This window comes from Streptomyces sp. NPDC047982 (assembly GCF_043204165.1).
Classification (GTDB): domain Bacteria; phylum Actinomycetota; class Actinomycetes; order Streptomycetales; family Streptomycetaceae; genus Streptomyces.
In genome coordinates this window covers 15,466-26,402 of sequence record NZ_JBIDBS010000005.1, presented here as the reverse complement: position 1 = coordinate 26,402, position 10,937 = coordinate 15,466, and the positions used below count along the sequence as shown (strand labels likewise).

Here is a 10,937-nt window from a genome sequence, read left to right as displayed (position 1 = left end):
CTCGGCGGGCTCGGCGGTTCCGGTTCCCGCTGCGGCGCGATGGGCCGGGCGGCCCCTACGGCCGCCAGGCCCGCCTCCGCGCCCAGGTGCGTCAGCACGGCGTGGTTGGCTTCCCAGCCGTCGGGGAACTTGGCGCGCACGGACAGGTGCACCGGGTCGGTCGAGGGGTGGCTGTCCAGAAGATCGGCGATGCCCTCGCGGGCGACGACGATGCACGCCTGCCGGTGACGAGAGGCGAGCACGCACAGCCGGCCGGCCCGGCGATGAGTGGGAACTCAGGCCCTCCTGCACGTCGGCTCAGCAGCAGGGGGATCAGGTACATCCGTGTTCTCCAGGGTTCTGGGGTGGTGTCCCAGGCGGGGCACCAGCCCGGGACGATCGCGTGTTTTCGACGGTGTGTTTTGGGGTCTGGCACAAGTTCCGTGAGCCAGTCACGCAGGGTCACGCGAGAAGAACGCGCTTTCGAAGGAGCGGGAACCCTGCACGGCCGAACATCTGCCTCTTGAGCATCTTGATCCGGTTGACGTGTCCTTCGACGACGCCGGAGTTCCAGGGCAGGGTGAGCCCGGCGATGACGGCGTTGCGGTCACGGTCGATGCCCGCGGCGAGAGTGTGGAGGCTGGGGAGGTCGTCGTCGGACGGCGTCGAGCCACTGCGGCAGCCGTTCGCCTTGGCGCTCGGTGAGCATCTGGGCGAAGGCCCGGACGTGAGTGGTGAGGGCGTCGAGTTCGGGGCAGTGGACCAGGACGGCCTTGAGTCGAAGGTGGTCGATCTCTGGGAGGGTTTCGGGGCGTCGGAGAATCCAGTCAGCGACGACGCGCGGTGACGGCGGCCGAGCTGTGATCGGGTTGGGAGAGGTCCTCTTCTCCCGGAAGTAGGCGCGAACGCGCTGGTAGCTGCCCTGATAGCCAAGTGGCACGATCCCCTCCCACACGGTCCAGGCGTTGGTGCAGCCCTGGTTCCAGCGGTCATCCAGGTAGGGCTTGAACGCATCCAGCTTGGACGGCCGACCCTGCCATTGCCCGCGGAAAAGGTCCTCTGGGGCGGCTGCGTCGGCGAAGAGCTTGACGGTGCGCGAGGTCATGCGGAGCTGGCGGCCGATCGCCCTACGACTGAGCCCGCCCGCCAGCAGTTCGTGGACGGTCGCGTGCTTGGCGCGGGTGCGGTCGGCGAATCGATGGCCGGTAGGCCACGGCGAGCCAGACGGGTCTGCGAACTTCTCCGGCTCGGGGGCAGGCTGAGCTGGATCTGCCGCCAGCACCCGCAGGCACCCACGGTGGTCTGCGACGCAACGCTCGGCGGCCTCGCTCAGGTTGTGCCAGAGGTGCCACCTGTCCGCAACCTGCACCGCCTGGGGCGCCCCGGCGGTGGCGCCTTCGGCGAAGAACGGTGCCCGATCGCGGCAGACCACTTCGGCCCCTGGCCGCTTCGCGAGCCAAGCGGCCAGGCTAGAGGCTTCCCGGTCGGGCAGCAGGTCCACCGGACGCCGGCTTTCGACGTCGACCAGGACGGTCCCGTAGTGGCGGCCTTTGCGGGTCGCGTACTCATCGACGCCGACGACGCGCGGGCGGGAACTTCCGGGTCGGGCAAGGCTTCGACCAGCCTCAGCACCGTGCTGCGGCTGACGGACAAGCCGAAGACTCTCGCCATGCGGGCCCCGGCCCGACCGGCGAGCGCGAGGTCGACCGCAGCCAGCGTCGACCGCAGGCGCTCGGTCCGCCGGCCATATCGACGAGTGAGCCCCGACATCTGCTCAGCGAAGGTCCGGCGCCCGCAAGAGATGACCGGGCAGAGGAACCGGCGGACGCGTAAGCAGAGGACGACCCGTCTGCCCCCACTGGGCACATCAGCGGGAAACCGCAGGTAGGAGCTGTGAACGCGCCGAGACCAGCTCCCGCAGCCAGGGCAAGCGGACCCGGCCACCGTGCTTCGGGCCTCAATGCGTACCGCCTCATCGTTCACGTCGACCGACAGCACAGCCACGTCTGCGATTGACGGAAACAGCAACTCCTCCAGCCGGAGCACCACTTCTTCCACGGGCCGAACTGTCAGCCACACCGCACTGGGGACGGATCATTTTCAGGCAGCTTCCCGAGGCCCTGCCCGCCCGACAAACGTCACTCAGCGTGGTGGTCCACGGAAAGTGAGCCAGAACCGAAACTCGCGAACAAAGCCACCGGGACCGAGGACCCGGTCGTCTTCGAGGAGCAGGCCGGCACCTCCAGCCGCCTCCACCCACTGGAGCGCCCGAAGTTCGGCGAGCTGCTGACGTACGCGCGGCCGGGCGACACCGTGCGCATCTCAGAGATGTTCCGCCTGGTGCGCGGCACCGGGCACATTCTCGACGTGCTCGATGTCCTCCACCGCGACCGCCTCGCCCTGCGCGTCCACGACGGCGCGTTCTCCGCGATGCACCTCACCGCCCGCCACCCGCGCACCGGCGAACTGCTGTCCAGCGTGAAGTTCATGGTGCAGACCCTCGCCGCCGCCGGCGAACTCCAGCGCGACCTACAGCGGGAGCTGACGTACGACGGGCTGCGGGCCGCCGAGGCGAAGGGTAACAAGGGCGGGCGCCGCCCCGCCGTCCCGGCCGACAAGACCGACGCCGTACGCACCGCGTACCTGGAAGGCCGCTCCATCGCCGCCCTCGCCCGCGACCACGGCGTCAGCCGCGGCGCCATCCGCACCGCCGTCGCCGACCTCCTTTTTTTCCCCGAGCACACCGCCGACGACCAGGGCGCCCCGGTCCCGGAGCTGCCTGTCACTCTCGACATACCGGGCAAGGTCGCGGACTTCCTCCGCGCGGCCGAGCTGGAGCCCGTCGAGCGGACCGCGCTCGACCAGGGTGTGACCGCACGGCGTGGCCAGGGCTACACCCTGCACGTCACCGCCGTCCCCGCGATCCACCGCCGACTCCTCGACCTCTGCCAGCCCCTCGACGGCGGCCAGGGCTTCCCGGCGGTCCCGGCCCAGCGCAAGGCACGCCGCGAGTACGCGAACCGCGTCAGCACCCTCGCGGGCGACACGCCATCCGGGTCTCAAGATCAACAACTGGCGTCGGTGGCCGCGCTGGTTCGGCGCCGTACTCCTGGTCCCCGTGCTGCTTGCCCACGACTCCATCGCCCTTCGCTTCGGCGGGCGGGACCAGGGCGTGCGGGGGCGATTCAGCCGGCTTGGAGTACCTGGCTGCGCAGGGCCCGCAGCAGGGTCAGGGCGTCCGGGTTGTCCGCGTCGGTGAAGGCGTGGATCGCGAGCAGGATGGACTTGCCGATTCGTTTGGCGGTGACGAGGTCGTCGCCGGCGAGGACGGCTTCGTGGTGCAGGGAGTCGGTCAGGAGAAAGACGATGCGCGCCATGGGGTCGCCGTTGAGCTCCGCCACGCGCTGGCCGGTCTCATCGCGGGTCATGGTGGCCTCGATGCCGAACGCGGCGAGCAGGACGCTGTGGAGCGTGTGCTTCCCGTACGCGGCGAGCAGGGCCGCTAGCGGGCGCTCGTGCGCGCCGCCCGCCAGGACCTCCAGGGCGCCGTCTGTTTTCGACGGTGTGTTTTGGCCCCACTGGAACGGTTTCGCCTGGCCCCACTTTTGGGCCGTGTGGGTGACGGGCCACGGCGGTGCTGGAGAGGAACGGTTTGGAGTGGCCCCACCCCTCGATCGGGTGACGTTTCGTGGGGGTCTTGGGAGGGAGGCGGTCAGGTGCGGATGGCGGTCTGTGGCGGCCGGTAGCGTGTGGTCCACGGAGCCCGCCCGGCTGCTTCCCCTGACAGGAATGCGGACGGGCGGGCGCCTGTTGGCGCCCGCCCGTGGGCAAGGGACTAGCAGGTTGTCGGCGGAAGGGACCGCCGCCGGTCAGGTCGTCCCCGCATCCTGGGTTTGGGGTTCATCGCCGATCCCGCGTGACAATTACTTGGAAAAACCAAGTATCACGGATACGCTGCCGCTCCATGGCCGCCAACGGTGGAAACAACGGGTACGAGCTCTCGACAGACCCGGATCGCCTCGACGTGGAACTGGTGCACCGTTGGCTCTCAACGGACGCGTTCTGGGCCCTGGGGCGCACCCGGAAGACTGTCGAAGAGTCGATGCGCGGCTCGCTGAACTTCGCCATCTACGACGCCGGCGGCGACCAGGCTGCCTACGCTCGCGTGGTCACCGACCGTGCCACCTTCGCTTGGCTTTGCGACGTTTACGTTGCCCCCGCCCACCGCGGCAAGGGACTCGGGACGTGGCTTGCGACAGCGGTTCGCGACCACCTTGCTCCCTATCAACTCCAGCGCGTTCTCCTGTCGACCCTCGACGCGCACGAGGTCTACGCGAAGGCCGGATTCACCCCCGTACCGAACCCGGAGAACTTCATGATTCTGAGCGCCGAGTAGTGAAGGGAGCGGACAGCCTGCGGTAGCGGACTCGCTAAATGAGATGACGTCTTAGAGGGCGGAATGAGAGTACATAGGAGTTTTGTCGTCACCTGAACGTGTGGCGGTGCGGCGTCCCGGCCGGTCGGCGGCCATGGGCATGTTGGGCTGGGCACCGTGAGCGAGCGCAAGCCCTACAAGACCGACGTGAGCGACGAGCAGTGGATGCTGGTCGAGCCGGTGATCGCCGCGTGGAAGGCCGCGCATCCCTCGGTCAGTGGCCATCAGGGCCGGTACGCGATGCGGGAGATCGTCAACGCGCTGCTCTACCAGGGCCGGACCGGTTGCCAGTGGGAGCTGCTCCCGCACGACTTCCCGCCGCCCGGCGCGGTGAAGTACTACTTCTACACCTGGCGCGACGACGGCATCGACCAGACCATTCACGACCTGCTGCGCTGGCAGGTGCGGGAAATGGCGCGTCGGAAGGCGGACCCGAGCCTGGTGGTGCTCGACACCCAGAGCGTGCACGCGGCGGCCGGAGTGCCCGCTGAGTCGACGGGGCACGATCCGGCAAAAAAAGTACCGGGCCGCAAGCGCGGCCTGGCCGTTGATGTTCTGGGGCTGGTGATCGCAGTGGTCGTGGTGGCCGCGTCGGCGCACGAGAACGCCGTCGGGATCGCGCTGCTGGACAAGGTCGCCGCCGACACCGACGCCGTGGAGAAGGCCCTGGTCGACCAGGGCTTCAAGAACGCCGTCGTCACGCACGGGGACAAGGTAGGCATCGAGGTGGAGGTCGTGGAGCGCAACCCCGCGCAGACCGGGTTCGTTCCCCAGGCCAAGCGGTGGGTCGTGGAGCGCGCCTATGGGATCTTGATGTTGCACCGCAGGCTGGTGCGCGACTACGAGCATCTGCCCCGCAGTTCGGAGTCGCGGGTGTACTGGGCGATGACCGCGGTGATACTGCGTCGGCTGACCGGGGCGACCGTGCCGGCTTGGCGCACCGCATGACCGGGGAGCTGACCCTTGGCGCGGTGCTGGCGCGGCTGGAGGAGCGGGAACGGGAGATCACCGCGCAGGCCGAGGAGACGCGGGAACAGATCGCGCAGTTGACCGCACAGCTCGACGAACTCGGCCGGGCCGCCGAGGAAGTCCGGATCACCCGCAAGACACTGCTGGGGCTGCCCGACCCGCAACCGCCCGCGCCGCCGGCACCGAAGCTGCCGGATCATCCGGCCTACCAGCAGATCATGGCGGTGTTCACCGCAGCCGACCATCCGCTGCGGGCCCGGCAGGTGTGCGAGGCGATGGACCTGGCGGTCGCGCCCAACAACATCAACAACGTCCGCCTGAAACTCAAGCGGCTGGCCGACCGCGGGATCCTGGCCGAGACCGAGCCAGGCTTGTTCACCCAGCCTCGGCCATAGTCGACCGACGTCGCCGCGACCTGCCCACTCGTCCCGCACGAAACGAAGAATCGGGCATCAAGTCTCATACCGCCCTCTCAGTGATCTGCGCACGGTGCGGGTCTCCCTCTGGTGCAGGATGCACCTGCCCCATGAAGTCACCATCGATGATCGCGTGAGCGACTGCCGCGGAGCGCAGCAGCGCCGAGACTTCCCACCCCACTGTCGTCTTGCCGACACCAGCTCGTCCTCCGATAAGCAGTACTTCTGCGTGATCCATGCGGGCAGCCTGCCAGTGGACGGCCAGTCCCAGCGATTTAATATCGCCCCGACCGCCGCAGACGAGGCGTCCGTCTTGTCACAGACGCTCATTCAGCAGTCTTTCTGTCACCAGAAACGAAGATCGGGAGCCAGAGGTTCTCCGCGGCGCTTCGATGAGCTCATGGCCGCTACACACATGCCGGATCAGGCAGGTCGGTCGAACCCGCTGACGCCGGGTCCGTCTGGTCGCATCAGTGCAGATAGGAGGACCTTTTCGTGCCGACGGACGTCGATGCGGGCAGGTCCGGCCTGGAGCTGGGCGACGGCTGGACGAGACGGTGGACGGTCTCGTGGCGGGCCGGTGGGGACGATGCGTCCTGCTCGGTGCACGATCTCGTACAGGAGCCGGTGTTCACGAGCGACCCGATGCGGCACTTCACCTGGCGCCGGGACCAACGGCACCGTCCTGGCCTGCAGTTTCTGACCAGTACCGGCCGTCACCATGGCGCGGAGATCCTGGAGGAGAGCCGGGTGCTGCTTGCCCTTGACTTTGCCGGCGACGTGGTCGACGTCGTCTCGCAGCCACTGAAGATCTCCTTCGCCACCTGCGGAAAGCGCCGTGCCCACACCCCTGACTACCTCGCGGTGACCCGCCGCGGCGTCTGGCTGATCGATGTACGCCCCGAGCCTCTGATCAAGGAGGCGGACTGGGAGTCGTTCGCCGCGGCCGCCGAGGTCGCCGTCGCCTGCGGTTGGCGCTACGCGGTGGCCGCCCGCTGGAGCGAGCACGCCTTCGCAGGGCTGGACGCGATGGCGTCGCGGCGCCGGCTGAGGTCCGATCCGCTGGGGCTTCAGCCGGTGCTGCTCGCCGAGGCCGAAGGGGGGCGAAGATTCGGCGAGCTCGCGGCGGTCACGGGCTTCGAGCCGGTCGCCCGGGCCCATCTGCTGCACCTGCTGTGGTCCCGGCAGTTGGGAGTCGACCTGGCCGGCCCGCTGCAGGACCGCTCGCTCGTGCTGCCCGCCGGGGAGGCGGGCCGGTGACCGCGGCGGCGGTGCTGGACCTTTCCCCCGGTGCCGGGCTGGTGCTGGACGGGACGGAGTGGGCGGTCGAGCGGCGCGAACCGCACCTGGGCCGGGTGCAGTTGGTGAACGCCGACGGCACCCGCGAGCGGATGACCTTCAGGTTCCTCGCTAACCATCCGCAGTGTCGGCCGTCGTCGCGGACGTCGGCGGCGGGGGCCGACCGGGGCCGCCAGCGCAAGGCGTCCGAGGACCTGAAAGCGGGCCGGCTGGAGCTGACCGAGCTGCGGATGGCCCACCTGCTGGAAGTGGCGACTGGGTTCCGCTCCGGTGACCCGTTCCACCCGGGCCCGGGTGAACCGAGACGACCCGGCGACGACGACGCTCACCGAGCGCTGGCACGCGAAGGTGGCGGAGCTCGCGGCTCTGGACCCTGCTCACGCGAAGCTGCTCTTGGTCACCACACGTCCCTTTCCGCGCCGCGGTCGGTGAGCTCCGACACGCCAGCCCTTACTCCGGCGGCCGCGATCCGACGCAGGAGTACGGCGGCGTCACGGCCGAACACCCGAACGCTACGGCCAAAGTGAGCAGTCCGCAGCGAGTTGACTGTTCACCGGTGATGGTTCCTTCCCTAAGGCGGGGGCCCGCGGACGGGTCCCGGAGCGCGCTGTTGCGTGCCTCCACCCACAACGACGTCTTCGGATCCTGATGTGTGCAGTGGCAACCCAAAGAAAGTTACCGAGAGTGAATGGCTGGTGACGCATACCAGTTCGCCATCGCTCATCCAGCAGATTTAAGCCATCCCGCGCCACCCGGACGCCACCCCCACCCAGCAGCGAACACGCGAACTCCGGCCCGAGTAAAGGAAATTTGCGAAAACACAGCAAACGCCGGATAGGCCGGATCGAGCGTCCGGCTCGCCGAGGACTCCATCGACGTAGAAGTACGGTCCGCGCAGGCCGGACACACAGGGTCTTCCAGATCAGGCTCCGGACGCGACGCCGGCCGTCGCGCCCGATGACCTGCGCGGCGAGAAGGTCCGCCTACCGCACGTGCACGGGCTGTAAGGACTCAACCGGCAGTACGGCTGCGAAGTCAGGACAGAGAGCGGCGACCCCGCGCGGCGCTCAAGCGTCCCTCATGTGCCCTTGGCGGGGTCGAGGGCGTCGGCGAGCTGGACGTGGGTCATGGCGGAGCGCCCGCGGATGCCGGCTCGACCGCCACGGCGCGAACTCCTCTTCCAGGTCCTGACCGAACGCGAGGAGAAGAACAGCGTCGCCATCGCTTCCAACGAGTCCTTCGGCGGCTGGACCAAGACGTTCACCGACCCCCGCCTCTGCGCGGCCATCGTCGACCGTCTCACCTTCAACGGCACCATCATCGAAACCGGCACCGACTCCTACCGCCTGGCTTCCACCCGAGCCCGGACCGAAGAACCCGCCCAGGCCGGCTGACACCCGCAGGTCCACCTCGGCGGCCCGCTGCCTTCACGGGCGGTGGGCCGCCTTCACCGTTACGCCATTCCACAGCGCTCGCGGAGGCGCTCAACGCCGTCGCCTTCCAGGTCGTCGAGATACGCCGCGCGTCCGGTCATGGTCATCGTCAGGGCCAAGGTACTGCCGGACACGAGTGCCCCGGCTCCGGTCTTGAACGGGCCGTCGTTCGCGACGAGTCGTAGGTCGCCGATGCGTCCCTTGGCAAGGACCACCTGATCCGACCCCTGGTAGTACTCAGCCACCCATGTGACCGCCTCAGTTGGGTAGTCGCGACGAATGCCCAGCGGACGCCGGATGTCCTCCGCATGCACGATCGTCTCGCCAAGCATGGCCACGGCAGGGAGGGGAGGCTTGGTTCTGCTGGGGACAACACGCCGGAACCGCTCAAGTGTCTCGGCCGGGGTTGCACCGAGCTGTTCGGCTAGCCGCATTGCTACCTGTTTGTCGAAGTCGAATCGGCAGCGGATCACGCCCAGCAGCCAGCGCACAGCATTGAGGCTCGCCCCCGCAGTGAGATGCGCCAGCACCTCACGCACCATCAACCCGGTGCACAGCGACGGGGTCGCCCACTGATCGTCAGACAAATCTGCAAGATCGGCTACCAGTGCCGCTCGCTCAGTACCGATCAGTGGCCAGACCCCGGTCCCCGGACTGCGATCTGCTGCCAGTTCCGAACCAGTCATACGGGCGAGTCTCCTGTCACGAGTCGTGCTCTGCATTGCACCTGGACCGGAACACGTGGTCGTCCGGCAGGGTGTTCGAAGAAGAGACTCTCCCACTAGAGCAAAGTCATCGCCCACAGGGTGACCATTCCTCGAGGCGCCCGAACCGGGACCTCGCAGACATGGCGCTGATGAGCCTGGACCCGACCGGCAAGGGCCGCAAGCGGTGGACCATGCGCTGGAAGGCGCCCTTGAACGCTTTCCAGGTCGCCTTCGAGGGCCGCCTGCCCCCCACCGACCACTGACCAACTCAACAACCAAGATCGTCGTTAAATTGACAACCCCTCAGGACGGCTGGTTGACGATCTGAGTGGTCGTTCCCGTGGAGGGTGCGAAGGTGCCGGTACCGGAGTAGGTCGCGGTGACCGGGTAGGTGCCAGGGTCGACGGAGGTGAAGGTAGTGGTGGCGATGCCCCCTTTCAGGGGCAGGACCTGGGTCTCGCGGTCGGCGAGGGTGAGCGTGACGTATCCGGTGGGGGTGCCGGTGGCCGGGGGGACCACGGCCACCGTGGCAGTGGTGGTGATTTTGTTTCCCGGCCGTGAGGGATTGGGGGACGTGGTCACCGAGGTGGTGGTCGCCGCGCCGCTGACGGTCTGGGTGTCGGTGCCGGTGGAGGGTGCGTAGCCCGTCTCGCCGCCGTAGGCGGCCGTGATCGAGAACGGGCTGCCTGTCGTGCCGCTGTACGTGGTCGTGGCCGTTGCCACCCCGTTCGCCAGCGCGGCGGTGACGGGTGCGGTGCCGTTCCCGAAGCTGAACGTCACGGTGCCGGGCGGCGTGCCGGACGCCGGGGCCGCGGCGGCCACCGCGGCGGTGGCGGTCACCTGCTGCCCGATCCCCGACGGGTCCGGTGTGGAGGTCACCGTCGTGGCGGTCGTGGCCTGGTTGACCGTTTGTGTGCCGGTTCCGCTGGAGGTCGTGTAGCTGGTGTCGCCGCCGTAGGCGGCGGTGACGGTGAAGGGGCTGCCGGAGCGCGTCGCATACGTATGGGTGAGCGTGGCGACCCCGTTGACGAGCGGCGCCGAAGTACTGGCGGTCCCGTCGCCCCACGTGAAGGTGACGGTGCCCGTGGGGGTTCCCGTGGCGGGTGCCGCCGGGGCCACGGTCGCGATGAGGGTGACGGGTTGGCCCGCCACGCACGGGTTCGGGGACGAGGTGAGCGCCGTCGTCGTCGTGGCCCGATTGAGGGTCTGGGTGTCGGTGCCGGCGGAGGGGGCGTGGTCGGGGGAGCCGTTGTAGGCGGCGGTGACGGTGAAGGGGCTGCCGGAGCGCGTCGCGTATGTATGGGTGAGGGTGGCGACCCCGTTGACCAGGGGTGCCGGGGCGGTGGCGGTGCCGTCGCCGAAGGTGAAGGTGACGGTGCCGGTGGGGGTTCCCGCGCCCGGCGCGACGGGGGCGACAGTCGCGGTGAAGGCGACCGGTTGGCCCACCACCGACGGGTCCGGCGTGGTGGCGACGGTGGTGGTGGTCGTGGCCTGGTTGACGGTCTGCGTGTCGGTGCCGCTGGAGGAACGGAAGTTGCTGTCGTTGCCGTAGGCGGCGGTGACGGTGTACGGCCCGGCCGCGCTGTAGGTGTGCTGCGTAGTGGCGACCCCGTTGACCAGGGGTGCCGGGGCGGTGGCGGTGCCGTCGCCGAAGGTGAAGGTGACGGTGCCGGTGGGGGTTCCCGCGCCCGGCGCGACG

At 68.9% G+C, this 10,937-nt stretch carries 10 protein-coding genes and 5 pseudogenes; 7 read left to right on the top strand and 8 right to left on the bottom strand.

What is annotated here, in order from left to right; genetic code table 11:
* Positions 1–55: 55 nt before the first annotated feature.
* The 3 genes and pseudogenes from ACGF2V_RS07570 to ACGF2V_RS07560 form a co-directional block, all read right to left on the bottom strand.
* Positions 56–266, bottom strand: a pseudogene (locus ACGF2V_RS07570) (helicase); the annotation flags it as partial.
* 320 nt (positions 267–586) lie between these two features.
* The gene (locus tag ACGF2V_RS07565; protein WP_362625359.1) at positions 587–1,507 is read right to left on the bottom strand and encodes a transposase; all 921 of its coding nucleotides are present in this window, start codon (positions 1,505–1,507) and stop codon (positions 587–589) included.
* Between the two features lie 290 nt (positions 1,508–1,797).
* Positions 1,798–1,923 (bottom strand): annotated as a pseudogene (locus tag ACGF2V_RS07560) (transposase family protein); the annotation flags it as partial.
* Between the two features lie 315 nt (positions 1,924–2,238).
* On the opposite strand from ACGF2V_RS07560, the pseudogene ACGF2V_RS07555 reads away from it, so the two are divergent.
* A pseudogene (locus tag ACGF2V_RS07555) lies at positions 2,239–2,502 on the top strand (recombinase family protein); the annotation flags it as partial.
* 6 nt (positions 2,503–2,508) lie between these two features.
* On the opposite strand, the gene ACGF2V_RS07550 reads toward ACGF2V_RS07555, so the two are convergent.
* Both ACGF2V_RS07550 and ACGF2V_RS07545 read right to left on the bottom strand, forming a co-directional pair.
* Positions 2,509–3,051 carry a hypothetical protein gene (locus ACGF2V_RS07550; protein ID WP_362625269.1) on the bottom strand — a complete coding sequence of 181 codons (543 nt, stop codon included), beginning with the start codon at positions 3,049–3,051 and terminating at the stop codon, positions 2,509–2,511.
* Positions 3,052–3,164: 113 nt separating this feature from the next.
* A complete protein-coding gene (locus ACGF2V_RS07545; RefSeq protein ID WP_362625267.1) occupies positions 3,165–3,407 on the bottom strand; it encodes a hypothetical protein in 243 nt (80 codons plus the stop codon).
* A gap of 536 nt (positions 3,408–3,943) precedes the next feature.
* Between ACGF2V_RS07545 and ACGF2V_RS07540 the strand changes: the two genes are divergently transcribed.
* The 3 genes from ACGF2V_RS07540 (at position 3,944) to ACGF2V_RS07530 (ending at position 5,778) form a co-directional block, all read left to right on the top strand.
* Positions 3,944–4,375, top strand: a complete 432-nt coding sequence (locus tag ACGF2V_RS07540) for a GNAT family N-acetyltransferase (protein WP_362625265.1) — start codon at positions 3,944–3,946, stop codon at positions 4,373–4,375.
* 156 nt (positions 4,376–4,531) lie between these two features.
* Positions 4,532–5,362, top strand: coding sequence for an IS5 family transposase (locus ACGF2V_RS07535; protein WP_362630925.1), 831 nt, complete (start codon positions 4,532–4,534; stop codon positions 5,360–5,362).
* On the top strand, positions 5,359–5,778 hold the full coding sequence (locus tag ACGF2V_RS07530; RefSeq protein ID WP_362630922.1) for a hypothetical protein: 420 nt from the start codon (positions 5,359–5,361) through the stop codon (positions 5,776–5,778). Before ACGF2V_RS07535 ends, ACGF2V_RS07530 begins: the two co-directional genes overlap by 4 nt.
* A gap of 76 nt (positions 5,779–5,854) precedes the next feature.
* On the opposite strand, the pseudogene ACGF2V_RS07525 reads toward ACGF2V_RS07530, so the two are convergent.
* Positions 5,855–6,037: pseudogene (locus ACGF2V_RS07525) on the bottom strand (hypothetical protein); the annotation flags it as partial.
* Positions 6,038–6,294: 257 nt separating this feature from the next.
* Here ACGF2V_RS07525 and ACGF2V_RS07520 point away from each other — a divergent pair.
* The gene (locus ACGF2V_RS07520) at positions 6,295–7,059 is read left to right on the top strand and encodes a TnsA-like heteromeric transposase endonuclease subunit (RefSeq protein WP_362629613.1); all 765 of its coding nucleotides are present in this window, start codon (positions 6,295–6,297) and stop codon (positions 7,057–7,059) included.
* 1,208 nt (positions 7,060–8,267) lie between these two features.
* Positions 8,268–8,492: pseudogene (locus ACGF2V_RS07515) on the top strand (ATP-binding protein); the annotation flags it as partial.
* 59 nt (positions 8,493–8,551) lie between these two features.
* Here the strand turns inward: ACGF2V_RS07515 and ACGF2V_RS07510 are convergent.
* Positions 8,552–9,217 carry a maleylpyruvate isomerase family mycothiol-dependent enzyme gene (locus tag ACGF2V_RS07510; RefSeq protein WP_362629616.1) on the bottom strand — a complete coding sequence of 222 codons (666 nt, stop codon included), beginning with the start codon at positions 9,215–9,217 and terminating at the stop codon, positions 8,552–8,554.
* A gap of 161 nt (positions 9,218–9,378) precedes the next feature.
* Between ACGF2V_RS07510 and ACGF2V_RS07505 the strand changes: the two genes are divergently transcribed.
* The gene (locus ACGF2V_RS07505; RefSeq protein WP_392911349.1) at positions 9,379–9,501 is read left to right on the top strand and encodes a hypothetical protein; all 123 of its coding nucleotides are present in this window, start codon (positions 9,379–9,381) and stop codon (positions 9,499–9,501) included.
* 40 nt (positions 9,502–9,541) lie between these two features.
* Here the strand turns inward: ACGF2V_RS07505 and ACGF2V_RS07500 are convergent.
* Positions 9,542–10,937: Ig-like domain-containing protein (locus tag ACGF2V_RS07500; RefSeq protein WP_392911131.1), on the bottom strand; the 1,396-nt coding region annotated here is incomplete at its 5' end.

Excerpts from the sequence above, each read along its gene's own strand:
- ACGF2V_RS07545 (WP_362625267.1), bottom strand. The coding sequence starts at position 3,407 with ATGACCCGCGATGAGACCGGCCAGCGCGTGGCGGAGCTCAACGGCGAC.
- ACGF2V_RS07540 (WP_362625265.1), top strand. The coding sequence starts at position 3,944 with ATGGCCGCCAACGGTGGAAACAACGGGTACGAGCTCTCGACAGACCCG.
- ACGF2V_RS07530 (WP_362630922.1), top strand. The coding sequence starts at position 5,359 with ATGACCGGGGAGCTGACCCTTGGCGCGGTGCTGGCGCGGCTGGAGGAG.
- ACGF2V_RS07510 (WP_362629616.1), bottom strand. The coding sequence starts at position 9,217 with ATGACTGGTTCGGAACTGGCAGCAGATCGCAGTCCGGGGACCGGGGTC.
- ACGF2V_RS07505 (WP_392911349.1), top strand. The coding sequence starts at position 9,379 with ATGGCGCTGATGAGCCTGGACCCGACCGGCAAGGGCCGCAAGCGGTGG.